This is a genomic window from Streptomyces sp. So13.3 (genome assembly GCF_005860785.2).
Lineage (GTDB): Bacteria > Actinomycetota > Actinomycetes > Streptomycetales > Streptomycetaceae > Actinacidiphila > Actinacidiphila fildesensis.
On record NZ_CP048835.1, the window covers coordinates 8,178,333 to 8,204,566 of the forward strand.

The following is a 26,234-nucleotide window of genomic DNA, read 5'->3' on the forward strand; positions in this document are numbered from 1 at the left end:
GGTGAGAAGGGAGGCGAACCCCTTCCAGCCGCCGGTCAGGGCGTCCCGTGGTTCGGCGTCGTGGTCAGCTCACGGCGCCCAGGGCGGGTCGACGGCCCAGGTGGTGTCCTCGGTGAAGGTGGCCGGGTTGTCCCAGGTGTGACCGCCGCCCGGAGTGGCCAGCCAGACCTCGGCGTTGATGTGCCGGATATAGCTCCCCGGGTAGTTGGCGGCCGAGAACCGGACGCCGCCGTTGCCCTGGACGGCGCAGAAGGTGGCGTCGGCCTTGAAGAGCGCCGATCCGTCGTCGGGATCCCGCCGGACCCGGAAGTTCTGGTGGCGGAGGAACTCGCCGGGGAAGTTGCGGGATTCGAAGGAGTAGCAGGCGCTGTTGGCGAGGCCGGTGACGATCTTCCACGTCGCGTCGCTCTTCAGCACCGCGCTGCTGTTGCCGTCGACGACCTCGGTGTAGGCCAGTGCGTTGGTGTGCCGCAGATACCGGTTGGTGAAGCCCGGTGTGGTGACCCGCAGGGACTTGTACTGGCCGACGGGGAGGACGACCGGTGGCGGCGGGTTGAGGGACGCGTTGATCAGAGCCTGGTTGGCGGCCTTCACCCGGGCCGCGTCGACCTTCATCACCTGGCGGTCGTAGGTGAGCAGGCCGTTGACCTCGTTCTCGACATCGGTGATCTCGGTGTAGACCGACGCGGAGAGGCCGGCGGGCAGCTGGTTGAGGCGGATGGCGTCCAGCAGCCCGGTGAACCGGTCGTTGAGGGCCGTCAGGGTCGGCTGGTCCTCGTAGCTGAAACCGCCACCCGGATACCACTCATGGCCCGCCACCTTGAAGCCGAGCCCGCCGTACTCACCCAGCACGGCGGCACGGGTGGGGCTGGGAGCGGTGTTCCCCGGCCCGACGTAGTTGTGGTTGTCGACGACGTCCCCGTTGCCGCCGTCGACGGAGCCGCAGCAGTTGACGCCGCTCATGTTGTCGACGAGGCGGGACGGGTCGTAGGCCTTGACGTCATTGGCGATACGGGCCTGGTCGTACTGGCCCCAGCCCTCGTTCTGGTCCACCCACTGGATCAGCGCGGGGGAGCTGCGGTGCTGGTCGATGACGGCGTGGAACTCGGTCTCCCACTGGGCACGCGCCGCGCTGTCCGGTGACTTGCCGGTGTCCATGGCGGGCATGTCCTGCCACACCAGCAGCCCGAGCCGGTCGGCCCAGTAGAACCAGCGCTGCGGTTCGACCTTGATGTGCTTGCGGACCATGTTGAAGCCCAGGTCCTTGTGCGCCTGCAGATCGGACCTGAGCGCGGCGTCGGTCGGCGCGGTGTAGATGCCGTCGGGCCAGAAACCCTGGTCGAGGGTGCCGCTCTGGAAGACGAACTTCCCGTTCAGGACGGGCCGCATGATGTTGTCGACCTTGGCGAGCGCGATCGAGCGCATCCCGGTGTAACTGCCGACCGAGTCGACGGTCGCGCCGCCGCTGGTGAGATCGGCGCGCACGTCGTACAGGAACGGATCGTCCGGGCTCCACCGATGCGCGTTGGGAACGGCGACGGAGAACTCGGTGCCGACGGGTCCGGTCGCGGTGCCGACCGTGCCGCCCGCGGCGGAGACGGTGACCCTGGCACTCTGGCCGCTGATGCCGTCGCCTCTGACGGTGACGCGCAGCGTGTTGTTCGCCAGGTTCGGAGTCATGTCCACGCGGGTGATGTGCGCGGCGGCGACGGGCTCCAGCCAGACGGTCTGCCAGATTCCGGAGGCCGCGGTGTAGAAGATCCCGCCGCCCGGGTGCGGGGCGACATCGTTGATCCGCTGTTTGCCGACGGCCTGGCCGCCGGTCTGGGTCGGGTCGTAGACGGAGACCACGACGGTGTTGGAACCGCCGGTCAGCAGCGAGGTGATGTCGTAGCTGAAGGCGTCGTAGCCGCCCTTGTGCACCGCCCCGGCCTGACGGCCGTTGACCCACACCGTCGTCTGCCAGTCGGAGGCGCCGAAGTTGAGCTGTACGCGGCGGCCGTTCCAGGTGGAGGGGACGGTGAACGTGCGCTTGTACCAGAGCTTGTCGTTCTGGGTGATCTTGCGCTGGATGCCCGAAAGTGCGGACTCGGCGACGAACGGGACGCGGATCTGCTCGCCGAACACTGCGGGCTGGCCGGCGTCACGGCCGGTGACGGCGAAATCCCAGATGCCGTTGAGATTGGCCCAGTCGGGCCGGGTGAGCTGGGGGCGGGGGTACTCGGGCAGCGGGTTGTCGACCGAAACCTGGTTCGTCCAGGGGGTGGTCATGGGGGAGGGCTTCGGCGACCAGGTGGCGGCACTGGCCGGCGCCGGACCGAGCGCGGCCAGCGCGCCGGTGGCGAGCGCCAGGACCGCGAACGCGGAGACGAGCCGGCGCCGCCAGGGCGGGTTCCCGGTGCCGGGTGGGCGTTTCATCAGAGCGGCTCCTTCGTGGGGGTGGGCCGTGCTGGGTCCGTCGGTGCCGTGCAAGTCCTTCTGTGGCAGGGGGTGTTGGAAGCAGTTCTTCTAACGTTGGAAATGCCATGTCCAGCGGAATGACAGCACGCCGCCAAGTCACTGTCCAGACCTCCGGCAGCAATCAGCCACTGCGGTACGGGGGTTGTGGGGGACCCGGCAAGGGTGCGGCACCGGCGCGGCCTGGAGTTTTACCGTCGGTACAGGGGCGGGATGGTCCGTCGTTGTCATTTAACGATGTAAAGCGCAACGCCACCCCGTCCGACCGGAACCGCGAGGGTCCGGTCGGACGGGGTGGCGTTGGTGGTGGCCGGGTGCGGGGAGATGCGTTGAGAACGCCGGGGGGGCCTGGAGGCACGCGGTGCGGTCCGGTCAGGTGTGCCGCACCGCGTACCGGTTTACGGCCGACCCAGGTTCCAGGTCAGGGCTGGACGGGCCCGTTCCGCCAGACCGTGGGCCTGGTCCGCCCACCAGACGCCGGCGGCCGGGTCGGTGATGCCGTACTCCGGATCGGTGGTTCCCGAAGTGCCGCGGGTGCAACTGCCGTCGGACTCCCCGGGGACCTTGATCCACAGGAACGCGTCGAGCAGCGGGACGCCGGTGTTGCTGGTCGGACGGGTGCCCAGTCCGCGTCCTGGAGGGTTGCACCAGGTCTGCGGGTCGCTGTAGTCGGCGGTCGGGGTCCACGGGCCCTGGCCGTTGCGGCTGCTGTCGATCACGAAGTGCGGGAGCACGGCCGCGGCGGGCACATGGCTCGCGTGCCAGGCGTCCGCGTCGGCGGCCGGCCAGTACTGGTTCGCGCAGTCGCCGCCCGTCGCACCGGGAACGTTGCGCAGGTACCAGGTGCACTGCGCGACCTGGGTGCCGTAACGGATCAGGTCCGCGTCGGTCTGGTAGTTGGAGACGTTCAGGAAGAAGCCCTGTGCCTGGGCGATACCGCCTTCGACCAGCAATCCGGCCATCACCCCCACGTTCTGCCAGGCGCTGTGCCCGGCGTCGAGATAGACGACCGCGCCGGACTGCCGCTCCAGTCGTTGGACGGCGGCACGGATCTCGGCGATGCGGTCCGTCTGCTGGGCGGCGGTGCCGCCGCAATAAGCCGGGCTCAGTGCCAGACCGTCCGGTTCCAGGATGACGACGGTGCGGTGGCTGCCGATGCCGCGGGCGAGAGCGTCGATCCACGCGGCGTACTCGGTGGAGTTCGACGCGCCGCCCGCCGAGTACTGCGAGCAGTCGCGGCCCGGCACGTTGTAGGCCACCGCCACCGGCACCTGGCCCTGCAACGCGGCCTTGGCCTGCAGCTTCGCCATGTCGGCGGTCGTCTGTTGGGGCGTGCTCGTGCCGTTGAACCACTGCGCGACCGGCCAGGAGGCCAGCTTCGCCATGGACAGGGCGCCGGCGTAGTCGTGCGCCCTGAGGTCGGCCACCGCCTGGTGCGCCGCCTTGCTGTCGAGGTCGGTGTAGAAGCGGGTGGCGGCCGGGACCGAGTGGTCGGCGGTCGTGGTGGTGGCGCCTGAGGCCGGAGTGGACAGGACACAGAGCGCGGTCGCTGTGGCGGCCGCCGTGGCGGTGAGGAACGTGGTCCAACGACGGATATATGGGAGCGCTCCCACATTTTTTCGGTTCATCGTGCCCACTTCTCTTCGATTCGCATCAGGAATGTTCGTTCAAGAAATGAACGCTGTTCGGCATCTTGACGCCGTCTGCAGGCGTCGCTTCTATGGCGCGGGGCCACTGTGGTCGTTCGTTGCTATGAAAACTGAAGGAATCGTGCCGCAGATCCCTTCTCCTGACCAGTCCCTTGACGCGGATTGCGGAGGTGAAGTTCCGAGATAAGTGGAAGCGCTCCCACACGTGAATGATCAGAGCCGCACCACCAGGGCCGCACCATCCCGAGCTGAAACCGTCAGAGCTGAACTGTCAGAAGAGCTGAATCGTCAGAGAGGACCAGGGACGTGTTCCATCTCTTGCGCCGACTGCGCACGGCCGGCACCGCCGTCGCGGTCATGGCCGCGCTGCTCATCCCGCTCGCCGGAACCCAGGGCGCGCAGGCCGCCGACACCGCCTTACCCACCCGTACCGAGCCCGCCGCACCCTCAGCCGCACCCGCAGCCGCCGTCGGAGCGGGCTACTGGCACACCAGCGGACGGCAGATCCTGGACGCGGCCAACCAGCCGGTCCGGATCGCCGGAGTGAACTGGTTCGGGTTCGAGACCGCCAACTACGTGCCGCACGGCCTCTGGTCGCGCGACTACAAGAGCATGATCGACCAGATGAAGTCGCTGGGCTACAACACGATCCGGCTGCCGTACAGCGACGACATCTTCAAAGGCACCGTCCCGAACGGCATCAACACCTCCGGCGGCATGAACGCGGATCTCCCGGGTCTGACGTCGCTCCAGGTGATGGACAAGATCGTCAACTATGCCGGGACGATCGGCCTCAAGGTCATCCTGGACCGGCACCGTCCCGACTCCAGCGCCCAGTCGGCGCTCTGGTACACCGGCGCGGTCCCCGAGTCGACCTGGATCGGCGACCTCACCGCCCTCGCGACCCGCTACCGGGGCAACCCCGCCGTCATAGGCATCGATCTGCACAACGAACCGCACGATCCGGCCTGTTGGGGCTGCGGCGACACCTCCGTCGACTGGCGGCTGGCGGCCGAGCGCGGCGGGAACGCGGTGCTCGCGGCCAACCCGTCCCTCCTCGTCTTCGTCGAGGGCATCCAGACCTACAACGGCGACTCGTACTGGTGGGGCGGCAACCTGCAGGGCGCCGGCCAGAACCCGGTCCGGCTGAACGTCGCCAACCGGCTCGTGTACTCCGCGCACGACTACGCGACCAGCGTCTTCGCCCAGACCTGGTTCAGCGACCCCACCTTCCCCAACAACATGGCGGGCATCTGGAACAAGAACTGGGGCTATCTCTTCCAGCAGAACACCGCCCCGGTCTGGCTGGGGGAGTTCGGCACCACCCTGCAGTCCTCCGTGGACCAGACCTGGCTCAGGACGCTGGTGCAGTATCTGCGGCCCACGGCCCAGTACGGGGGCGACGCCTTCCAGTGGACGTTCTGGTCCTGGAACCCCAACTCCGGTGACACCGGCGGGATCCTCAACGACGACTGGACCAGCGTCAACACCGCCAAGGACGCCTATCTGAGCAGCATCAAGGCGCCCTCCTTCGGCTCCGGCGGCGGAGGCGGCGACACCCAGCCGCCGAGTGCTCCCGCGAACGTCGCGGTCACCGGAACCACCAGCAGCACCGCTTCCCTCTCCTGGGGCGCGGCCACCGACAACGTGGGCGTCACCGGCTACGACGTCTACCGTGGCGGCGCGCTGGCCGGCAGCAGTACCGGGACCACCTACACCGACACGGGTCTGACCCCGTCGACCGCGTACGTCTACACCGTCAAGGCCCATGACGCGGCCGGGAACGCCTCGCCCGCGTCCGGTGCCGTCACCGCCACCACGGCCTCCGGCGGAGGTGGCGGGGGGTCCGGGTGCGTGGCGGGCTGGCATGTCGACAGCCAGTGGACCCCGGGCTTCAACGCCACCGTCACCGTCACCAATTCGGGGACAGCGCCGAGTAGGTCCTGGACGGTCAACTGGACCTGGCCCGACGGGCAGCACGTGTCCAGCTTCTGGAACGCGGCCGTCCAGCAGTCCGGTACGGGGGTGAGTGCCGCGAACCTCGCGTACAACGGCGTGATCGCTCCCGGCGCGTCGACCTCCTTCGGAATCCAGGGCACCTGGAGCGGCACCAACACGTCGCCCACGCTGACCTGTACCGCGTCCTGACCGGTTCAGCGCTCCTGACCGGCTTCCGTGGGGCGGCACACCGCCGCCCCACGGGACCACCGACGCACGCTCAGAGCAGGTGGGGGAAGCGGAATTCGGTGCGGCTGCGGAAAGCGGAGCCGGGACGCAGCACGGTCGTGGGGTAGGAAGGCCGGTTCGGTGAGTCGGGGAAGTGCTGGGTCTCCAGGCAGACGGCTCCGTGCCGCTCATGGCGGTTGCCTTCGGCGTCGGTGAGCGAGCCGTCGAGGTGGTTGGACGTATAGACCTGGAGGCCGGGCTCGGTCGTCCAGACCTGGAGTTCCCGGCCGGACGCGGGATCGCGCAGCAGGGCGGCGGCCCGCAGACCGTCAGGACCCTCCGGCGGGCGCAGGACCCAGCAATGGTCGTATCCGTTGGCGTCCTTCAGCTGCGGATGGTCCGTCGCCAGGCCGTCGCCCAGCCGCCGAGGTGCGGTGAAGTCGAAGGGCGTGCCGGCCACTTCCCGGGCCGGGCCGAGCGGGATCGCGTCCGCCGACACCGGGAGATAGCTGTCCGCGCCGACGCTCAGCCAGTGGTCCAGCACAGCGCCCGGCCCCGACCCAGCCCCTGCCCCCACCCCCGCTCCCGTTCCCGCCAGGTTGAAGTAGGCGTGGTGGGTGAGGTTGATGACCGTCGGCCGGTCGGTGACGGCTTCGAAGGTGACGGAGAGCGTGCCCCGGTCGTCGAGCGCGTACGTCGCCGTCACCGTCAGCTCACCGGGGAATCCCATGTCGCCGTCGGGGCTGCGCAGCGTCAGCCGTACGTCGGCGCCGTCGCCGACCGGTTCCGCCTGCCACACCCGGCTGTTGAAACCCTCGGGGCCGCCGTGCAGGGCGTGCCCGTGGTCGTTGGCCGGTATGTGGTGTTCCTGCCCGTCGAGGGTGAACCGGCCGCCCGCGATGCGGTTGGCGTAGCGCCCGACCAGGGCTCCGACATACGGGTTCGGTGCGGCGTAGCTCTCCAGGTCCGGCAGCGCCAGGACGACGGAACAGCTGTGGCCCGCGCGGTCCGGGACCGTGAGGGCGTGCAGGATGCCCCCGTAGGTGAGGACCTCGGCGGTGACTCCGGTCGCCGACCGCAGCGTCCAGCGGTCCACGGCCCGGCCGTCCGGGGTGACGCCGAACGGTTCACGGTGCGCTGCGGGTCGGGGCATGGTGAGTCCTCGGGAAGGGTGCGGTGCTGGACGGATACGCGGCGGTCGGTGCCCATGGAGGGCGGCCCGGATCAGCCCGGCCGGCGGGCGGTGGACTCCCTGGCCACCAGCGTGTAGCCGGGCTGGATCCGCTCCGGCACCAGGTGGGGGGCGCCCGCGAGCCGGGCCACCACCCGCTCGACCGCGAGCCGGGCGATGGCCTGCTTGTCGGGGGAGACCGTGGTGAGGGCGATGGTCGAGAACCGCCCCTCCTCGATGTCGTCGAAGCCGACCACGGCGACATCGTCCGGTACCCGCAGCCCGCGGTCGGTCAGCGCGCGCATCGCGCCGATCGCGATCAGGTCGTTGTACGCGAAGACGGCGTCGGGCCGCTCCCCGCGGTCCAGCAGGGCGTTCATGGCGGCGGCGCCGTCGACCCGGCCGTAGCCGTCGGTGGCGGCCACCAGCGAGTCGTCGCAGGGCAGTCCGGCGGCGGTCAGCTCCTCCCGCCAGCCGCGCAGCCGCAGATGGGCGGGTTGCCTGGCGCTCTCCCTGCGGGCGCCGAGGAACGCGATCCGGCGGTGCCCGAGCCCGGTGAGATGGCGTACGGCGGTGCGCGCGGCGGAGACGTTGTCGATGGCGATCTGGTCGTAGGGCGCGTCGTACTCGCGCTCACCGAGCAGCACCAGCGGGGCGTCATCGGTCCGGCCCAGCAGGTCGGCGGCCTCCAGCTCGATGGGGCTGAGGATGAGGCCGTCGATGACATGGGCGCGGAAGCCCTGGGAGACCAGGATCTCCTTCTGCCGTTCGCCCGCCGTGTGGTCGAGCAGGACGGTGTAGTCGTGCCGGGCGGCGGCGTCGACGACGGCGCCCGCGAGTTCCGCGAAGTACGGGTTGCCCAGTTCGGGGACGGCGAGCGCGATGATTCCGGTGCGGCCCTTGCGCAGATGCCGGGCGGTCAGGTTGGGGCGGTAGCCGAGCTCGTCGATGGCCCGTTGCACCTTCGCGCGCATTCCGGGAGTGACGTGCGGATAGTTGTTGACCACGTTCGAGACGGTCTTGATGGAAACGCCCGCCAGCTGCGCGACGTCCTTGAGGCTGGCGCCCACGAATGTCCTTCCTTCGGCCGAGCTGTCGAGATCCGGGCTGTTGGGGCCCGGCTGTTGAGACCCGGCGGTTTCCGGCCCCAGTGTGCTGCGTCCGGCTCCGCCCGGTCCACGACCGGCGGCGGAGCCGGGCGGGTTCAGGTACTGCGGCGGGCCGTGGACAGATAGCGCTGGGCGACCACCACGAGGATCAGGAAGCCGCCGCTGACGACCGACTGGTAGGAGGAGTTCAGCGAGCCGATCTGGTTGATCAGATTCTGGATCACCGCCAGCAGCAGGACACCCCACAGCGTGCCGGAGACCGACCCCGCGCCGCCGACCAGCAGCGTGCCGCCGATCACCACGGCGGCGATGGCGTCGAGTTCCATCCCTACCCCGATGATGGTGACGCCCGAGGAGAGCCGGGCGGCGTTGAGCGCGCCGGCGAGCCCGGCCAGCAGCCCGCTCAGCACGTAGACCAGGACCTTCGTCCTGGCCACCGGCAGACCCATCAAGGTGGCGGCGTCGCTGCTGCCGCCGACCGCGAACAGGGTCTGGCCGAACGAGGTGCGTTGCAGCACCAGACCGCCGCCCGCGAACAGCGCCAGCGCGATGAACACCGGGTACCCGAAGCCCCCGAGGCTGCCGCCGCCCAGTTCGGCGAAGGCCGAGCCGCGCGGCACGAGATAGGTGGTGGCGCCTTCGTGGGTGAGGGCGAGCAGCAGTCCACGGGCGCCGAGCAGCGAAGCCAGCGTCACGATGAACGGCGCCATGCCGGCCCGCGCGACGAGCAGGCCGTTCACCGCCCCGATCGCCCCGCAGACGGCGAGCGGCACCAGGAGCGCGGGCAGCACGCCCCACTGCGAGGCCCAGGCCGCGAGCACGCCGCCGAGCGCGAAGACGGAACCGACGGACAGGTCGATCCCGCCGGTGATGATCACCAGCGTCATCCCGAGGGCGACGATCGACAGGAAGGACGCCTGGACCGTCACGCCGCGCGCGTTGTCCAGGCTCGCGAAGGACGGGAAGACGAACGAGGAGACGAGAACCACCAGCAGCAGGACCACGAGGACGCCCTGGCGCTGCAGCAGTTCGGCCGCGCGCCGCCGGCCGGTGGGGCGGGCGGCGTACGCCGGGGCCGCCTGTCGGGGGACGGTGGGTGCGGAGGTGGCTTTGACGAGGGATTTCATCGGGATCGACGCTCCCGGGCGACATAGACGGCGACGAGGATGATGGCCGCCTGGGCCATCTGGGCGGTGGAGTCGTGCAGGTTGTGGGTGACCAGGGTGGCGTGCAGCAGCTGCATCAGCAGGGCGCCCGTCACCGTGCCCAGGACCCGTACCGAGCCACCGGTCAGCGGGGTGCCGCCGACGACCACGGCGGTGATGGCGGACAGCTCCATCAGATTGCCGAGCGCGGAGGGATCGCTGGCGGTCAGCCGCGCGGTGGCGAGGACACCGGCCAGCGCCGCCAGGACACCGCACACCACGTACACGCCGATCAGCACGCGCTTGACGGGCAGACCGGCCAGCGCGGCGGCGGCCCGGTTGCCGCCGACCGCGACCAGCTGCCGCCCGAAGGTGGTGCGCTGGACGAGGAACGCGATGACGATCGCGAGCACTCCGGCGATCAGGACGACCAGCGGGATGCCCAGCAGGCTGTCGGTGCCCAGGCCCAACAGGTCGCGGTTCTGAATCTGTTTGAGCTGTCCGTCCGCGATGACCAGCGCCAGACCGCGGCCGCCGACGAACAGCGCGAGGGTGGCGACGATGGGCTGCAGTCCCACGAGGGCGACCAGCGAGCCGTTCACCAGGCCGACCACGACCCCGGCGAACAGCGCGAGCAGCAGCGCCGGGGCCAGGCCGTAGCCGAGGTAGAGCGGCAGCAGCGCGCTGGCGAGCGCCATCGTGGACCCGACCGACAGATCGACGCCCTCGGTGCCGATGACCAGCGCCATGCCGAGCGCGACGATGACGATGGGGGAGACCTGGACGAGCTGGGTGCGCAGATTGCCGACGGTCAGGAAGTGGTCGGTGAAGACCGCGTTGAAGACCAGGAGCGCGGCGACGGCGCCGTAGACGCCGTACCGCTGGAGCAGTCCGGTGACCCGGGACCTGTCGAGGCCGCGGGCGGAGAGGGTGATGGGGACATCGGTCATCGCCGGTCCTCCTTGGGGGCAGCGGGTTCTTCGGGGGCCGCGGATCCCTTCGTCGCACCGACTGTCGCATCAGCTGTCTCATCAGCTGTCTCGTCGGCCAGGACGGCGAGGAGTTCGCTCTCCTCGACCCGGTCGCCGGTCAGTTCGCCCGCCACCGCGCCGCCGCGCAGGACGAGGATGCGGTCGGAGCCCTCGATGAGCTCCTCGATGTCGGAGGAGATCAGCAGCACCGCCAGACCCTCCTGCGCGAGGTCGTCGATCAGCGCCTGCACCTCGGCCTTGGCGCCCACGTCGATGCCGCGGGTGGGCTCGTCGAGCAGCAGGACCTTGGGCTCCAGGCAGAGCCAGCGGGCCAGCAGCACCTTCTGCTGGTTGCCGCCGGACAGTTCGCCGACCTTCTGCTCCGGGCTGGACGTCTTGATCCGCAGCCGCTTCATGAACACGTCGACGATGCGGTCCTGCCGCCCGCGCGAGACGATCCCGGCGCGCGAGAGCCGGGGCAGCGCGGCGAGCACGATGTTCTCCCGGACCGACAGACCGGGGACGATGCCCTCGGCCTTGCGGTCCTCGGGCAGCAGGCTGATCCCGGCCCTGATCGCCGCGGCGGGGGTGAGCCGGCGCAGGGGGCGGCCGCCGACGCTGATCTCGCCGCCGTCCAGCGCCAGCGCCCCGGCCACGGCCTTGGCGGTCTCGCTGCGACCGGAGCCCAGCAGCCCGCCCAGCCCGAGCACTTCGCCCGGATGCAGTTCCAGGCCGACGTCACGCAGTACCTGCCCGCTGGTCAGCCCGGTCGCGGTGAGTACGGGCCGACGTTCGGCCTGGTGCCCGTCGCCGAAACCGGTGGTGCCGTGCCGGCGGACCTCCGCGATCTCGCGGCCGAGCATCATCGACACCAGCCGCATCCGGTCGAGCTCGCGCAGCTCGCCGGTGTGCACATGCCGGCCGTCCCGCAGGACCGTGACGCGGTCGCAGATCCGGTACAGCTCGTCCAGCCGGTGGCTGACGTAGACGATCGCGATGCCGCGGCCGTGCAGCTCGCCGATCACCCGGAAGAGCGTCTCGACCTCGCGGGGTTCGAGCGAGGACGTGGGCTCGTCCATCACGACCACCCGGGCCCGCACGGACACCGCCCGCGCCAGGGCCACCATCTGCTGGGTGCCGACGCCGAGCGTGTGCAGCGGCCGGCGCGGATCGGCCCTGACCCCGAAGCCGGTCAGCAGCTCGGCGGCCTCGCGGTGCATCCGGGGGAAGTCGATCAGACCGAACCGGTTCTTGGGCTCACGGCCGAGGAAGATGTTGCGGGCCACGCTCATCAGGGGGACGAGGTTGACCTCCTGGTAGATGGTCGAGATCCCCGCCTGCTGCGCCTCGTAGGGGCGGTGGAACGAGACCGGGGCGTCGCCGAGCCGCAGCTCCCCGCCGTCCGGGCGGTGGACGCCGGTGAGCAGCTTGATCAGCGTCGACTTGCCGGCGCCGTTCTCCCCGACCAGTGCGTGGATCTCACCGGCCCGCAGGGCGAAGGACACCTCGTCGAGCGCCACCACGCCGGGGAAGCGTTTGCTGACGCGGACGGCCTCCAACACGGCCGGTGCGCCGGGTGGTTCCGCGGTGCCGGCCGGCACGGACGCCGCCTCGACGGCTTCGGATGGTGCCATGGTCGTGGCCTTCCGGGGGAGAGCTGGTGGGGGTCCGGACCGCCCGCGCCGGTGCGGGGGCGGCCCGTCGCGCGGCCTGCGGCCTCGGGCTCGGGGCTGTGGGCCCGGGTCAGTACGCCCCGCCCAGCGACGCCTTGGCGTTGCTGTCGTCGTACGCCCGGTCGGAGATGATCACGTTCTCCGGGATGCCCTCGCCGCCGAAGAACTTCTGGGCGGTGGCGAACGCCAGCGGCCCGAAGCGCGGGTTGGACTCGATGACGGCGTTGTACTCGCCGTTGACCAGCGCCTGGACGGCGTTGCGGGTGCCGTCGACCGACACGATCTTGATGTCCTTGCCCGGCTTCTTGTTCGCGCCCTTGAGCGCGGTGACCGCGCCGAGGCCCATCTCGTCGTTCTCGGCGTAGACGGCGGTGATGTCCGGCTTGGACTGGATGAGCTGCTCCATGACCTGCTGGCCCTTGTCACGGGCGAACTCGCCGGTCTGCTGGGCGACGATCTCCAGTCCGGGCGCCTGGGCCTTGAGCTGGTCCACGAAGCCCTTGGTGCGGTCGGTGGTGACGTTGTTGCCCGACGCCCCGAGCAGGATCGCCACCTTGCCCTTGCCGCCGGTCGCCTTGATCATCGCGTCGGCCGCGCGCTTGCCCTGCTCGACGAAGTTGGAGCCGAGAAAGGCCACATAGTCCTTGCAGGCGGTGGCGTTGAGCTTGCGGTCGATGGTGATGACCGGGACGTGCTTGGCCGCGGCGGCCTGCAGCGCCGGCTCCAGCCCGTCGGAGTTGAGCGGCGCGACGATGAGCAGCTGCGCTCCCTGGGAGAGCATGTCCTGGATGTCGCTGATCTGCTTGGGCAGCTGGGACTGGGCGTTGGTGGTGAGCAGCTTCTTCACACCGAGCTTGGTGGCCTCCTCCTTGATCGACTGGGTCTCCGCGATCCGGAAGGGGTTGGCCTCCTTCTCGGACTGGGAGAAGCCGACCACCGCGTTCTTGAGGTCCAGCTTGGTGGCGCCGTAGCTCTGCAGCGTGCAGCCCGTGCCCGCGGCACCGGTGGTGGGCGCGACGGTCTGCGCTTCCGCGCCGGTGTCGCCGGTGGCCTTGTCGGTCGTCTCCTGCTTCGAGCAGCCGGCGGTCGCCAGCCCGGCCATCACGACGAGTACACAGGCGGCGGCGAGGGTGCGGGATCTCTGGATGGTCATGCTCACGACACTCCTTGGGTACGACGGCGATGCCGCCGAGCAGTACGTGGTCCGGTCCTGGAGTTCTGCGGGGCGCGCACGCCGGCGGACCGCCGCGCGAGGGGAGCGCGGTGCCCGGGCAGCGAGGTGACGTGCGCCGATACCGGTGATCCGGCGGCTGAGGAGGCTCTCCCGCCACTCGGCTTTACAACGTTATATACGCGCTGCGCGGCGCCGACAAGCGTTCGGTTCCCGCATTTCCAAAATGTGTCCGGCCTGGAACTCGCCATCCGGCACCCATCGTTGATGTCCTGCGTGGACTGCGTGGACTGCGTGGACCTTCTTTCCAACGATGCATGCCGAAATGCCGGTCGGGCCCCGTCCAGGTGTGGACGGGGCCCGACCGGCAGCCGGCGCCCGAGCGGGCGTGGCGGCGGCGTCCTACTGGGAGACGCGCACGTAGTCGATCTGCATCTTCTGCGGGAGGACGGTCGTGGCGTCGGGCGCCCCGGGCCAGTCACCGCCGACCGCGTTGTTGAGGATGAGGTAGAAGGGGTGGTCGTACACCCACGGGCCCCTCGTCGACTCCACCACCGCCTTGTCCGCGGTGAAGAAGGCGTGGCCGTCCACCGAGAACGTCATGTGGGTGGAGTCCCAGTCCACGGCGTAGATGTGGAAGGCCGAGGCGAAGTCGCTGCCCGCGAGGGTGTACGGCGAGCCGTAGCCGTTTCCGCCGTTGTAGGCCGGGGCGTGCAGCGTGGAGTAGACCGAGTCGGCGACCTTGCCGACATGCTCCATGATGTCGATCTCACCGGAGTTCGGCCACGGCGTACCGGTCTTGAAGTTGGACCCGAGCATCCAGAACGCGGGCCACAGGCCCTGCGTGCCGCTCACCTTGATCCGCGCCTCGACGTGGCCGTAGGTGAAGTTGAAGTGGTCCGAGGTGTTGATCCGGCCGGAGGTGTACTGGCCGCTGGCCTCCTTGCGCGCTTCGATGACGAGGTTGCCCGCGCCGTCCATGGCGGTGTTGTCACCGTTGGTGTAGTACTCGAGCTCGCCGTTCTGGCCGTTGCCGACGTCCTGGGTCCACTTGCCGGTGTCCGGCCTGGTGCCCGCGGCGCCGTTGAACTCGTCGCTCCACACCAGGTGTTCGGGGTTGCCGGGGTTCGGCGGCAGGGCGGGCGGCGCCGTGGGGCTGCCACCGGTGCCGTAGACGTCGAAGGTCCACAGCGAGTAGCCGTAGCTGCTGCTGCGGGCGGTGCCGTACATCCGCACATAGCGGCCGTTGCCGTCGACGGTCAGGGTCTCCTTGAAGCCCTTGCCGGTGGTGGTGGAGTAGATGCTCGCCCAGTTGGTGCCGTCGGGCGAGACCTGGATCTGGTAGGCGGTGGCGTAGGCCGGGTCCCACTGGAGCACGACCTTGGTGACGTGCGCGGTCGCGCCCAGGTCGACGGCGATCCAGCCGGGGTCGACCCAGCCGTTGGTGTCGCTGGTCGCCCACCGGGTGGCCGGGTCCTCGTCGAGGGCCTTGGCCGGGGTGCAGCCGGTGCAGCTGTTGGCGTTCTGGTAGGTCGAGGCGGTGGCCGGCTTGTTGTACGAGAGCAGCGCCGAGCCGTCCTGGGGCGGCTGCGTGCCGCCGCCGGTGGTGAAGACCTGGAACTCCCAGAGCGAGTACCCGTACGCGGTGGCGCGCTGGGTGCCGTACACGCGGATGTAGCGGCCGGTTCCCGACAACGTGATCAGTTCGGTCGCGCCCGGTCCCGTGGTGGTGGAGTGGATCGTGGTCCAGTTGATGCCGTCCGCCGAGGTCTGGATCTGGTAGGCCCTGGCGTAGGCGGTCTCCCAGCTCAGCTGCACTCCGCAGATGCTCTGGCCGGTGCCGAGGTCGACCTGGAGCCACTGGGGGTCGGCGGCGGCGCTGGACCAGCGGGTCCCGGCGTTGCCGTCCACCGCCGCGGTCGCGGGGGTGCCGGCGTTCTCGGTGGAGGACGCGGTCGCCGGCTGGTTCAGCGCGGCGTCGGCGGTGCCGCAGGCGGGAGTGGTGGGGCCGGTGGTGCCGTAGACCTGGAACTCCCACAGGGAGTAGCCGTACTGGGTGTGCCGGACGGTCCCGTTGATCCGCACGTACCGGCCGCTGCCGGTGACGTTGAGGGTCTCGGTGCCGCCCGCGCCGGTGGTGGTCGTGTACACCGTGGTCCAGTCGGTGCCGTCGGGCGACGTCTGGATCTGGTACGCGGAGCCGTACGCGGTCTCCCAGTTGAGCACGACCTTGCTGATCGTGGCAGTCGCGCCGAGATCGACCCGCAGCCACTGCGGATCGGCGGCGGCGCTGGACCAACGGGTCCCGGCGTTGCCGTCGACGGCCGCGGAAGCGGGAGTGCCGGCGTTCTCCGTGGACGACGCCGTCACCGGCTTCCCCTGCGACAGCAGCGCGTCGGCCGCTTGCGCGGGGGCTCCGGCCGCAGTCAGGGAAAGGGCTGCCACCAGTGCGGCGACCAGGGTCAGGACGAGGGGCCGCCAGGGGTGTCGATGGGGCTTCCGGCGGGGCCGGATGGTGCCGGGACTGCCTGTCATGGCATCTCCTATCGGTGGAAGCGCTCTCTGCGCAGGGATGAGTGCGGCGGTGCCGCCATCACGTCAGAAGGGGGAGAGCGCTCCACCGCGGTGAGCGCGAACCGGCCTGGCCGGGTGAATTGAAGAATTCTTCACTTCCGTACATCATGTCCTCATCAAGGGGGGCGGCATGCGGGAGGTGCGATGACGGAGATGACACCCGAGGCGGTCCGTGGGCAGGTGGCGGAAGCGCGTGCCGCCCTGGCGGCAGCGGTGGACAGCGGCGAGTACGGGGCGATCTCCGGGGCCCTCGACGCGCTGGAGGAATCGCTGGGGCTGGCCAGGCTCCATGGTGTCGAGCTCCCCGCGGCCGACGGGGGCGAGAGGACGTGAGGACCGTGCCGGTTCCGCTGTACCAGGCGAAGGCGGAGCTCTTCCGGATGCTGGGGCACCCGGTCCGCATCCGGGTCCTGGAGCTGCTGCAGGACGGGCCGATGCCGGTCCGCGAGCTGCTGGCCGCGATCGAGGTGGAGCGCTCCAACCTCTCGCAGCAGCTGGCGATCCTGCGCCGGTCGGGGATCGTCACCTCGACCCGTGAGAAGGACACCGTGGTCTACTCCCTGTCTGCCGGGGATGTCGCCGATCTGATGCGGGCGTCACGCCGGGTCCTGAACGGACTGGTCGGTGAAGTGGCCGCGGGCCACGTCCCAGGCCCTAGGCTCAGCCCGTGACCACAACCGGCGATGAAGAACTCGACAGCCAGCAGCTCGGCCCGCGATGGCAGGACGCGACACCGCGGGAGCGGCTCGCCCTGATCCGCGACTTCCGTCATCAGCCGCTGACTCCCCGGCAGGCGCGCCGGATCCGCATCGTCGTCGCCGCGTTCTTCATGGCCGTCGCGGCGGCCGTGCTGGTGGTGCGGCTCGGCGACCAGCCGTCGGTCCTGGTCGTGGGCGTGTACGGGGCGGCGCTGATCGTGTGCGGCGTGGTCATCGAGCTGAGCCGGAAGGGCCGGACCCGGGTGGCCATGTGGCTGCTGGGCGCCGGTCTCCTCGCGGTCGCCGGCGCCGAACAACTGCTGCGGACCCTCTGAACACCTGCTGAGGCATACAGAGGGAGAGCGCTCTCCTCCTGCTGTGACACGGGGCGGCCCACTTCCGTGCCGCCCCGCGCCCCGTACTCATGCCGTCAGCGGGTTACGGGTACGACGTCACCGTGGACGGCACCGTCGAGGTACCCGACGTCGGCGACCCGACGTCGTTGATGACGTGGGCGTACTGGCCCATGCCGCCGAGCGACACCACCAGCAGGTCGTGGAACCTCACGCCCGGCTTGTTCGGTGCCTCGAAACCGTGGTCCTGCACGATCGTCGGATCCGCGGTGAAGTTGCAGTAACTGCCGAGGCCCCAGCCCTCATGCGTCGTGACGTTGTCGTCGACCTTGTAGGCGGCGAAGCCCCTGATGCTGCCGTTCTGGATGGCGGCCTGGTTCGGCGGGTCGTAGGCGATCTCGTTCTGGAAGAAGATCGTCCTGCCGTTCTCGCCGCTCCACTCCACGTCGTACTTCTTGAAGTGCTCGACGAAGAGTCCGGTCGCCAGCACATTGGCGCCGTTGACCTTCAGCCCGTAGTCGGACGGGTTGGTGTTCCAGCCGACGCCCGCGCCGTGGTCGGCGCGCCACAGCCAGGTGTGGTCGATGATCGTGTCGTTGCTGTTCACCTCGACCGCGGTGGTCGCCTGGCCGGGGCCCGCGCCACCGATCCGCACGAACACGTCCTGCATGGACGTGGGGTCGGCGGCGTGGCCGGCGGAGGATCCGGCCGGGCCGATCTGCAGCAGCACCGGCGAGTTGACCGTACCGGCGTCGATCAGGAAGCCGGCCAGCTTGACGCCGTTGACGTCGGCGACCTTGACCGCTGTCACGCCGTTGTCCGGAACGATGGTGGCCAGGCCGAGACCGAGCACGACGGTGTCGGCGCGGGTCACGTTGATCGCCTGGTCGACGTGGTAGACGCCAGGAGTGAAGAGCAGATTGAGACCCTGGGCGAGCGCCGCGTTGATGGTCGCCGCGGAGACCCCCGGCTTCGCCACGTAGAACTGGCTCAGCGGAAGCGAGGTGCCCGGCGTGTTCGGCCAGGACGTACCGACGGCGTTGACGCGCTTGGACGGGACGAAGACCTTGTAGTCGTTGCCGTCCAGGTACATGTACGGCTTCTCGCGCGACACCGGGGTGGTGGCGAGCGTCGTGTACACGGGGTTCGGGAAGCCCTGCGCCGGAGCGCCCTGGACACCCGAGAACACCATGTTCCAGACGCCGTTGGTCCAGCCGCCGACCGAGCTGTCACGGGTGTACCACTGCTGCTGCGAGTACGGGCCGACGGTGCCGTCGATCTTGCTGTCGGCGATGTAGCCGCCGCTCGCCCAGCCGTAGCTCGCGGGCGCCAGGTTCAGCCCGCCCTTGACGTGGATCCGGCGGAAGGGCGCGGCCTGCGCGACCGCCCACCGGTCGGTGCCGTTGGACGGCGTGATCGCCAGGTTCTCCGCGGAGCGCCAGAAGTTCTGGGTGGCGTTGCCCGCCATCCAGCCGGCGTCGACGGTGATGTCACCGTTGATCTGGGTGTCGTCGGGGTTGAGGCCGAGACCCGAGATCGAGGTGTAGAAGCCGATCTGCGCGTTCAGGCCGCTGTACGTGCCCGGCTTGAAGAACAGCTGGTACCGGCCGGTGCCGAACTGGGCCGACTCCTGCTGCGTGAAGATCTGGTCCAGCGTCCCCTGGATGTTGGGGGTGGACGGGTCGAAGACCTTCACGTTGGGACCGAGGTCACCGCCGCCCTCGATCGGGCCACCGGGGTCGGTGGTGCCGCCCGGGGTGCCGTAGACCTGGAACTCCCACAGCGAGTAGCCGTATACGGTCGCGCGGGTGGTGCCGTAGACCCGGACGTAGCGCCCGGTGCCGGTCACGTTCAGCGTCTGGTTGCCGCCGGTGCCCGTGCTGGTGGAGTAGACGTCGGTCCACGTCGACGCGTTGTCGGACGTCTGGACCTTGAAGGCTTTGGCGTACGCCGCTTCCCAGTTGAGGGTGACGGAGCTGATGGTCGCGGTGGCGCCGAGGTCGACCTGGAGCCACTGCGGGTCGGTCGCGGCGCTGGACCAGCGGGTGCCGGTGTTGCCGTCGACCGCGGAGGCGGCGGGCGTGCCCGCGTTCTCGGTGGACGACGCCGTGGCGGCCTTGCCCTGCGAGAGCAGCGTGCCCCCGGTGGGCGGCGTGGTGCCGCCCGGGGTGCCGAAGACCTGGAACTCCCAGAGGGAGTAGCCGTAGCCGGTGGCGCGGACGGTGCCGTACATACGGACGTAGCGCCCGGAAGCGTTGACGTCCAGCGTCTGGCTACCGCCGGGGCCCGTCGTGGTGGAGTACGCGTCGGTCCAGGTGGTGCCGTTGTCGGAGACCTGGATCGCGAAGGCCTTGGCGGACGCAGTCTCCCAGGTGAGGGCTATCCGGCTGATGGTGGCGGTGGCGCCGAGGTCGACCTGGATCCACTGGGGATCGGCGGCGGCGCTGGACCAGCGGGTGCCGGTGTTGCCGTCGACCGCGGCCGCGGCGGGGGTGCCGCCGTTCTCGGTGGACGACGCCGTCGCGGTCTTGCCCTGCGACAGGAGGGTGCCCGCCGCGTGCGCGGAGTGCGAGGGGATGAAGAGGAGCAGCGAGGCGATCAGCGCCGTGATGACCGCCACGGCCGTGTTGCGCAGGTTCACCGGCGCCGTCGGTCTCGGCGCAGGTGGACCGGTGGGGGGTGCGAGCATGAGCAACTCTCCTGTTTCCACGTGCGAGGGCAGGACTCGGTGGCCGTCCGGCCGTGCGGTGGCCGGACGACGCGATGCGGGCAGCGACATGCGGGTGCGTCCTCACGGGTGAGTCCTCACGCGTGAGAGAGCGCTCTCCCGGTACACCGCGATGGTTCTCCCTGTGTTTCCTGCATGTCAAGAGTTGTGCACGCAGTGCGAACGGGGACCGGGAGAAGCTCGGCGAACAACGGTAAATGGCCCGGAAATTGCGACAGATGTTGAAGCGGAGCGATGACCAGCGGGTATCCCGGAAAGTAGGTGTCTTCGGGTTCTGAACACGGGCGAGACCGTGACGGGGGTCATCGCCGCGCTTCGCCGGGCATGTCCTACGCTGTTCGCTGACGGCGCGCACCCTTCAGGGGCGCGACCTTTCACCGCCAGGAGTCGCAGCCATGCAGCGCACCATGTTCAAGTCCAAGATCCACCGTGCCCGGGTGACCGAGGCCGACCTGCACTACGTGGGCTCGGTGACGATCGACGCCGACCTCATGGAGGCGGCCGACCTCCTGCCGGGTGAGCTGGTCCATATCGTCGACATCGACAACGGCGCCCGGCTGGAGACGTACGTCATCGAGGGCGAGCGCGGTTCGGGTGTGATCGGGATCAACGGTGCCGCGGCGCATCTCGTGCACCCTGGCGATCTGGTCATCCTGATCAGCTACGCCCAGGTCGACGACGCCGAGGCGCGCGCCCTGAAGCCGAAGATCGTGCATGTCGGCGAGGGCAACCGGATCGTCGCGCTGGGCGCGGACCCGTCCGAGCCGGTTCCCGGCAGTGCGACCGTACGTGGCCCGCACGCCGTGGGCTCCACCGCGTAGCCGGTCGGGCCGCGCGGGTCCTTAAGTGGTGGCAGTGCGCGGGCGACCCTGCACGTCACGCTACGTATCGGCTGTGTGACATACCCGCATTCCGGGGGATCCGCGCGCCGACTCCGGCTAGTGTGCCCGATCATGACCGAACGTCCGTTTGAGGCCCTGGGGTTGAGCGCCGATGCGGACCGGGCCTACGGGTTACTGGTGGCCACGCGCGGTGTGGCGGCGGCCGGGCTGGCCCGGGACCTCGGGGTGCCGGTGACGCGGGCCGAGGCGGTCTGCGCGGAGCTCGGGGCGCGCGGGCTGGCCAGGTCCGGCGGTGACGGGCGCTGGTATCCGGCGCCACCGCGGGTCGGACTGCTGCCGCTGGTGGCCAGGACCCAGGAACAGCTGCGGCAGGGGCGGCAGTTGCTGGACCGGCTGGCGGTGGAGTACCAGCGGGTGCACGAGGGGTACCGGTCCGAGGAGATCGTCCAGGTCGTGGAGGGCTACGGCGCGGCCGGCCTGTGGGCCGAGCAACTGCGGCGCTCCGCGCGGACCGAGGTCGCCTCGTTCGTCCGCGGCCCGTTTCCCGCGGACGGCGAGTGGCACGACCCGCTGGACGTGGCGGAGCGGCTCGACGAGGGCGTCCGCCACCGGGTGGTGCGCGACCGGACGGCGTTGGAGACCCCCGGCGCCCTGGGCGGCGCGGGCGGCAGGCGAGCGGCCTGCGAGGAGGTCCGGGTGGCGCAGAGCCTGCCGATGCGGCTCTGCATCGCCGACCGGTCGCTGGCCCTGCTGCCGCTGGCCCCCGAGGTCGAAGTGCCGGGCCCGGCCATGCTGTTGGTGCGTCCCAGTGGTCTGCTGGACGCTCTCGTCGCGCTCTTCGAGGCGGTGTGGGCGTCGAGTACGCCGTTGCGGGAGCGGGGTTCCAGTGGGCGCAGTGCCGTCCAGTTGCGGATCCTGGCGATGCTGGTGAACGGCAGCACCGACCAGGCGATGGCCCGCGCGCTCGGGGTCGCCGTCCGTACGGTGCAGCGCCATCTCGCGGTGATGGAGCGTGCGGCGGGCGTGGAGAACCGCGTCCAACTCGTCTGGCACGCGGCCCGGCACGGCTGGCTCGACGAGCCGGGCGCGGCGAAGGGCGCCGGGGTGGGCGGTGCCGCCGGTGGGCAGGCGAACAGGGCCGCGAACGAGGCCGCAGACGGAGCCGCGGCGTCCGATTGACAGGAACGTGACGCCGAATGCCGGGTCGATGACTGTCAGGTATCCGACAACCTTGTCACGTTCCGCTGATACGGCTGAGGCGTAGGTATACGCAAGCGGTCCATTGGACCCGCCGTCGGCCGGTCGACCCCTGTACCGGCCGGCTCCGGTCAGATTCCAGGAGTCCTGCTTTGCGTATACCCATACAGCGGCGGCCCGGAAGACGCAGAGGCGTGGCGTCGGTCATCGCCGCCGCCTCTGCCACCGTGGCCCTGCTCGGCCTCCAACTGCCTGCCGCTGCAACGGCGTCGGCCGTCCCCTCCGCCGCCCGGCCCGATGTCACGGCCCAGTGCGGCGCGGCCAAGCCCGGTCAGTTCAGCTGCTTCGCGCTGCGCCGCACCGACCTGCGCGGCACCGTCGGGATCAACGCGGCGACCCCGAACGGCTTCGGCCCCGGGGACCTGCAGAGCGCCTACGCGCTCCCCGCCGACGGCGGCGCCGGCCAGACCGTGGCCATCGTCGACGCCTACGACAACCCGACCGCGGAGGCCGACCTCGCGGTCTACCGGGCGCAGTACGGACTCCCGGCCTGCACCACCGCCAACGGCTGCTTCAAGAAGGTCAGTCAGCGCGGCGGCACCGACTACCCGGCGCCCGACCCCGGCTGGGCGGGTGAGATCTCGCTGGACGTCGACATGGTGTCGGCGGCCGCCCCCAACGCCCACATCCTGCTGGTTGAGGCGGACGACCCCAGCTTCGAGAACCTCGGCGCGGCGGTGGACCAGGCGGTCGCACTCGGCGCCAAGTACGTCTCCAACTCGTACGGCACGGGCTACAACTCCACGCCCGGCAGCGGCGAGGACCCGTCGGAGACCACGGCGATGGACCCGTACTACAACCACCCGGGCGTGGCCATCGTGGCGTCCTCGGGTGACAGCGACTACGGCGTCAGCTACCCGGCGGCCTCCCAGTACGTGACCTCCGTCGGCGGAACCGCGCTGGCCAGGGACGCGGGCAGCGGCCGTGGCTGGACGGAGTCGGTCTGGCACAACTCGTACGGCGGGCCCGGTTCCGGGTGCTCGCTCTACGAGCCCAAGCCGGCCTTCCAGACGGACACGCCCTGCGCCAAGCGCGCGGTGGCGGACGTCTCGGCGGTCTCCGACCCGCTGACCGGTGTCGCGGTCTACCAGACCTACGGAGCCTCCGGCTGGTCGGTGTACGGCGGCACCAGCGCCGCCTCGCCGATCATCGCGGGCGTGTACGCCGCGGCCGGCACCCCCGGCGCCGGCACCTACCCGAACGCGTACCCGTACGCGAAGCCCGGTTCGCTCAACGACGTGACCACGGGCATCAACGGCACCTGCACGCCGGCCTACCTGTGCACCGCGGGCACCGGCTACGACGGCCCGACCGGCCTCGGCACCCCGAACGGCCTCGACGCCTTCCGCAGCGGACCGCACGGCGTGATCTCCGGTACGGTCACCGACCACGCCACCGGCGCGCCACTGGCCGGAGCGCAGGTCAAGGCAGGTGACCACAGCGCCGTCAGCGACGCCGCCGGCGGCTACAAGCTCGACATCCCGCCGGGCAGCTACGACGTCTCGGCGAGCGCCTACGGCTACGCCACGAAGACCGTCGCCTCGGTCGTCCTCGCCGACGGCGGTACGGTCACCCAGTCGTTCGCCCTGGACGCCGTGCCGCGCCAGACCGTCTCCGGCAAGGTCGCCGACGGATCCGGGCACGGCTGGCCGCTCTACGCGAAGATCACCGTGAACGGAGTACCGGGCGGCCCGGTGTTCACCGACCCGGCCACCGGCGCGTACCAGCTGACGCTCCCGCAGGGTGTCTCCTACACCCTGCACGTCACCGCGGCCTACACCGGCTACCAGTCGGTCGACAAGGTCGTCGCCGTCGGCACCGCCGACCAGACCGTGAACGTCGCCGTCCCGGTCGACGCGATCGCCGCGCAGGCTCCCGGCTACGCCGTCCACCTCAACGGCGCGACCGAACCGTTCGACTCCACCACCACCGCGCCCGCGGGCTGGAGCGTGACCAACGCCGACGGCACGACCGGCGGCTGGGGCTTCGACGACGCCGGCAAGCGCACCAACAAGACCGGTGGCACCGGCGGCTTCGCCATCATCGACAGCGACCACATCGGCAGCGGCAAGCACCAGGACAGCCAGCTGCTCTCCCCGTCGTTCGACCTGACCGGGAAGACCACCCCGGTGGTCGGCTTCGACACCGAGTACAAGGGCTACTCCAACTCGACCGCCGACGTGGACGTCAGCGCCGACGGCGGGACCACCTGGACCACGCTGTGGCACCAGACGACCACCTCGCTCCTCGGCCCCCAGCACGTGGACCTGCCGCTGACCGCCTACGCGGGCAAGAGCGACGTCCGGCTGCGCTTCCACTACTCCGGCACCTGGGCCTACTGGTGGGAGCTGGACAACGTCTTCGTCGGCCAGCGTTCCTACGACCCGGTCCCCGGCGGCCTGGTGGTCGGCAACGTGACGGACGCCAACACCCACACCGGTGTCAACGGTGCGACGGTGACCAGCGCCGACGCCCCCGCGGAGAAGACCACGACCGCGGCGACCCCGGACGACGCGGCGCTCAGTGACGGCTTCTACTGGGTGTTCTCGCACCTGACCGGAAAGCACCCCTTCGTGGCAGCGGCCGCCGGCTACTCCAAGGCCAGTGCCACCGCGAACGTGCCGCCGGACGGCACCGTCCGCGCCGACCTCGCGCTCAAGGCGGGCCGGCTGCAGGTCACTCCCGGCGCCATCAGCAAGACGGCCGCCTGGGGCGGCACCGCCACCCAGAAGGTGACGGTGAAGAACACCGGCACCGCTCCCGCCACCCTGAACGTCGGCGAGACCGCGGGTGACTTCGTCATCGCGAAGACCGGCGGAGCCCCGCTGAACCTCGTGAGGACCAGCACGTCCAAGCTGGCGCTCACGTCGGACAAGGCGCCCCGGGTCACCCCCGCGGCGCAGGGTGCGGCCGGCACCGCCTGGCAGACGATCGCCGACCTGCCGGTGACCACGGGCGACAACGCCGTGGGCGTCGCCAACGGCACCGTCTACTCGGGCTTCGGCTTCACCGGGGCCGCGGACACCAGCGACCTGTACGCCTACGACACGACCGCGGGCACCTGGACCAAGAAGGCCGCCGCGGCCGACACCCGTGAGGCACCCGCCCACGGAGTCATCGGCGGCAAGTTCTACATCGCGGGCGGCTGGGGAGCCTCCGGCGCTCCGGACGCCAAGCTGGAGATCTACGACACCGCGGCCAACACCTGGTCCACCGGCGCGGCGACCCCGAAGCCGTACGCCGGCTCGGGCAGCGCCGTCGTCAACGACAAGCTGTACGTCGTCGGCGGCTGCACCGCGACCGCCTGCGGCACCACCGACGTGTCGGTCTACAACGCGGCGTCCAACAGCTGGTCCGCGGCGGCCGCCTACCCGGAGGCCATCTCCTGGGAGGCGTGCGGCGCCATCAGCGGCAAGCTGTACTGCTCCGGCGGGACCACCGACGCGGGCACCGTCAAGCACGGCTACGGCTACGACCCGGCCACGAACGCCTGGTCGCCGATCGCCGACCAGCCCACCGACCAGTGGGGCACGTCGTACACCTCCGCCAACGGCCTGCTGCTGATCGCCGGCGGCGCCATCAACAGCGGTGCGGCCATCACCAACCAGGCGTGGGCCTACAACCCGGCCGACAACACCTGGAGCGCACTGCCCAACGCCAACGCGTCAGTCTACCGCGGCGGCGCGGGACCGGGCTTCTACGCGATCGGCGGCCTGGCGGGCCAGACGCCCGTCAAGACGGCTGAGCTGCTGCCCGGCTACGACCAGTCGGACAGCGCCGACGTCAGCTGGCTGAGCGAGAGCACGGACAAGCTGACTGTGGCGGCCGGCGCGACGGTCTCGTTCACCGTCACGCTGGACGCGTCGGTCCCGGAGGTCACCCAGCCCGGCACGTTCCACGCCTCGCTGGCGCTGACCAGTGACACCCCCTACCGGCTGGACCCGATCGGTGTCACGTTCACCGTCAAGCCCCCGGCCACCTGGGCCAAGATCACCGGTACGGTGACCGGCGCCGGCACGCCGCTTGCGGGTGCGACCGTCCAGATCAACACCTGGGCGACGCACTACACGCTCAAGACGGGCACGGATGGTACGTACGCCCTGTGGCTCGACGTCCGCAACAACCCGCTCACCCTGATCATCGCCAAGGACGGCTACCAGCCGACCACCACCACCGTGAAGATCAAGAAGGGAGCGGTCACCACCAGTAACTTCAATCTCCTGAAGGATTGACGAAAGGTGAGCTGACCCGCTGAGATCCGTGGAGGGGA

Annotated in this window: 17 protein-coding genes; 7 read left to right on the forward strand and 10 right to left on the reverse strand. The window is 70.3% G+C overall.

Annotated elements, in window-relative coordinates; genetic code table 11:
• Positions 1-69: 69 nt before the first annotated feature.
• Together C8250_RS36505 and C8250_RS36510 are read right to left on the reverse strand one after the other, a co-directional pair.
• Positions 70-2,418: an AbfB domain-containing protein gene (locus C8250_RS36505; RefSeq protein ID WP_138354221.1), complete on the reverse strand. Its 2,349-nt coding sequence runs from the start codon at positions 2,416-2,418 to the stop codon at positions 70-72.
• A 437-nt stretch (positions 2,419-2,855) separates the two neighbouring features.
• Positions 2,856-4,085 carry a glycoside hydrolase family 6 protein gene (locus tag C8250_RS36510; protein ID WP_138354220.1) on the reverse strand — a complete coding sequence of 410 codons (1,230 nt, stop codon included), beginning with the start codon at positions 4,083-4,085 and terminating at the stop codon, positions 2,856-2,858.
• Positions 4,086-4,463: 378 nt separating this feature from the next.
• On the opposite strand from C8250_RS36510, the gene C8250_RS36515 reads away from it, so the two are divergent.
• Positions 4,464-6,254: a cellulase family glycosylhydrolase gene (locus C8250_RS36515; protein ID WP_138354253.1), complete on the forward strand. Its 1,791-nt coding sequence runs from the start codon at positions 4,464-4,466 to the stop codon at positions 6,252-6,254.
• Between the two features lie 70 nt (positions 6,255-6,324).
• Here the strand turns inward: C8250_RS36515 and C8250_RS36520 are convergent, their stop codons facing one another.
• The 7 genes from C8250_RS36520 to C8250_RS36550 form a co-directional block, all read right to left on the reverse strand.
• Complete coding sequence (locus C8250_RS36520) at positions 6,325-7,425, reverse strand: aldose epimerase family protein (protein WP_138354219.1); 1,101 nt, start codon at positions 7,423-7,425, stop codon at positions 6,325-6,327.
• A 71-nt stretch (positions 7,426-7,496) separates the two neighbouring features.
• Complete coding sequence (locus tag C8250_RS36525) at positions 7,497-8,513, reverse strand: LacI family DNA-binding transcriptional regulator (protein WP_138354218.1); 1,017 nt, start codon at positions 8,511-8,513, stop codon at positions 7,497-7,499.
• Between the two features lie 134 nt (positions 8,514-8,647).
• Entirely contained in the window at positions 8,648-9,679 is a 1,032-nt protein-coding gene (locus tag C8250_RS36530; protein ID WP_138354217.1) for an ABC transporter permease, read from the reverse strand.
• The gene (locus C8250_RS36535; RefSeq protein WP_138354216.1) at positions 9,676-10,647 is read right to left on the reverse strand and encodes an ABC transporter permease; all 972 of its coding nucleotides are present in this window, start codon (positions 10,645-10,647) and stop codon (positions 9,676-9,678) included. The genes C8250_RS36530 and C8250_RS36535 overlap by 4 nt, the downstream gene beginning before the upstream one ends.
• Positions 10,644-12,302: a sugar ABC transporter ATP-binding protein gene (locus C8250_RS36540; RefSeq protein ID WP_138354215.1), complete on the reverse strand. Its 1,659-nt coding sequence runs from the start codon at positions 12,300-12,302 to the stop codon at positions 10,644-10,646. The genes C8250_RS36535 and C8250_RS36540 overlap by 4 nt, the downstream gene beginning before the upstream one ends.
• A gap of 109 nt (positions 12,303-12,411) precedes the next feature.
• Positions 12,412-13,494, reverse strand: a complete 1,083-nt coding sequence (locus tag C8250_RS36545; protein WP_138354214.1) for an ABC transporter substrate-binding protein — start codon at positions 13,492-13,494, stop codon at positions 12,412-12,414.
• A 420-nt stretch (positions 13,495-13,914) separates the two neighbouring features.
• Positions 13,915-16,047: a discoidin domain-containing protein gene (locus C8250_RS36550; protein ID WP_138354213.1), complete on the reverse strand. Its 2,133-nt coding sequence runs from the start codon at positions 16,045-16,047 to the stop codon at positions 13,915-13,917.
• Positions 16,048-16,230: 183 nt separating this feature from the next.
• Between C8250_RS36550 and C8250_RS36555 the strand changes: the two genes are divergently transcribed.
• Genes C8250_RS36555 through C8250_RS36565 form a run of 3 tightly spaced genes read left to right on the forward strand, consistent with a single transcriptional unit; the run spans position 16,231 to position 17,119 of the window.
• A complete protein-coding gene (locus tag C8250_RS36555; RefSeq protein ID WP_138354212.1) occupies positions 16,231-16,419 on the forward strand; it encodes a hypothetical protein in 189 nt (62 codons plus the stop codon).
• 5 nt (positions 16,420-16,424) lie between these two features.
• The gene (locus C8250_RS36560; RefSeq protein WP_138354211.1) at positions 16,425-16,757 is read left to right on the forward strand and encodes a metalloregulator ArsR/SmtB family transcription factor; all 333 of its coding nucleotides are present in this window, start codon (positions 16,425-16,427) and stop codon (positions 16,755-16,757) included.
• On the forward strand, positions 16,754-17,119 hold the full coding sequence (locus tag C8250_RS36565; RefSeq protein WP_244809595.1) for a hypothetical protein: 366 nt from the start codon (positions 16,754-16,756) through the stop codon (positions 17,117-17,119). Before C8250_RS36560 ends, C8250_RS36565 begins: the two co-directional genes overlap by 4 nt.
• Before the next feature lie 103 nt (positions 17,120-17,222).
• Here the strand turns inward: C8250_RS36565 and C8250_RS36570 are convergent, their stop codons facing one another.
• Positions 17,223-19,826: a discoidin domain-containing protein gene (locus C8250_RS36570; protein ID WP_138354210.1), complete on the reverse strand. Its 2,604-nt coding sequence runs from the start codon at positions 19,824-19,826 to the stop codon at positions 17,223-17,225.
• A 434-nt stretch (positions 19,827-20,260) separates the two neighbouring features.
• Between C8250_RS36570 and panD the strand changes: the two genes are divergently transcribed.
• The 3 genes from panD (at position 20,261) to C8250_RS36585 (ending at position 26,196) form a co-directional block, all read left to right on the forward strand.
• Positions 20,261-20,686 (forward strand): aspartate 1-decarboxylase, encoded by a 426-nt coding sequence (gene panD, locus C8250_RS36575; RefSeq protein ID WP_138354209.1) that lies wholly within the window; start codon positions 20,261-20,263, stop codon positions 20,684-20,686.
• A 132-nt stretch (positions 20,687-20,818) separates the two neighbouring features.
• A complete protein-coding gene (locus tag C8250_RS36580; RefSeq protein WP_138354208.1) occupies positions 20,819-21,886 on the forward strand; it encodes a LuxR family transcriptional regulator in 1,068 nt (355 codons plus the stop codon).
• Positions 21,887-22,098: 212 nt separating this feature from the next.
• Entirely contained in the window at positions 22,099-26,196 is a 4,098-nt protein-coding gene (locus tag C8250_RS36585) for a carboxypeptidase regulatory-like domain-containing protein (RefSeq protein WP_244809597.1), read from the forward strand.
• Positions 26,197-26,234 lie beyond the last annotated feature (38 nt).

Coding starts and splice junctions, on each gene's coding strand:
- C8250_RS36550 (WP_138354213.1), bottom strand. CDS start 16,047: ATGACAGGCAGTCCCGGCACCATCCGGCCCCGCCGGAAGCCCCATCGA.
- C8250_RS36510 (WP_138354220.1), bottom strand. CDS start 4,085: ATGAACCGAAAAAATGTGGGAGCGCTCCCATATATCCGTCGTTGGACC.
- C8250_RS36520 (WP_138354219.1), bottom strand. CDS start 7,425: ATGCCCCGACCCGCAGCGCACCGTGAACCGTTCGGCGTCACCCCGGAC.
- panD (WP_138354209.1), top strand. CDS start 20,261: ATGCAGCGCACCATGTTCAAGTCCAAGATCCACCGTGCCCGGGTGACC.
- C8250_RS36545 (WP_138354214.1), bottom strand. CDS start 13,494: ATGACCATCCAGAGATCCCGCACCCTCGCCGCCGCCTGTGTACTCGTC.
- C8250_RS36580 (WP_138354208.1), top strand. CDS start 20,819: ATGACCGAACGTCCGTTTGAGGCCCTGGGGTTGAGCGCCGATGCGGAC.
- C8250_RS36570 (WP_138354210.1), bottom strand. CDS start 19,826: ATGCTCGCACCCCCCACCGGTCCACCTGCGCCGAGACCGACGGCGCCG.
- C8250_RS36530 (WP_138354217.1), bottom strand. CDS start 9,679: ATGAAATCCCTCGTCAAAGCCACCTCCGCACCCACCGTCCCCCGACAG.
- C8250_RS36535 (WP_138354216.1), bottom strand. CDS start 10,647: ATGACCGATGTCCCCATCACCCTCTCCGCCCGCGGCCTCGACAGGTCC.
- C8250_RS36505 (WP_138354221.1), bottom strand. CDS start 2,418: ATGAAACGCCCACCCGGCACCGGGAACCCGCCCTGGCGGCGCCGGCTC.
- C8250_RS36555 (WP_138354212.1), top strand. CDS start 16,231: ATGACGGAGATGACACCCGAGGCGGTCCGTGGGCAGGTGGCGGAAGCG.
- C8250_RS36540 (WP_138354215.1), bottom strand. CDS start 12,302: ATGGCACCATCCGAAGCCGTCGAGGCGGCGTCCGTGCCGGCCGGCACC.
- C8250_RS36515 (WP_138354253.1), top strand. CDS start 4,464: ATGGCCGCGCTGCTCATCCCGCTCGCCGGAACCCAGGGCGCGCAGGCC.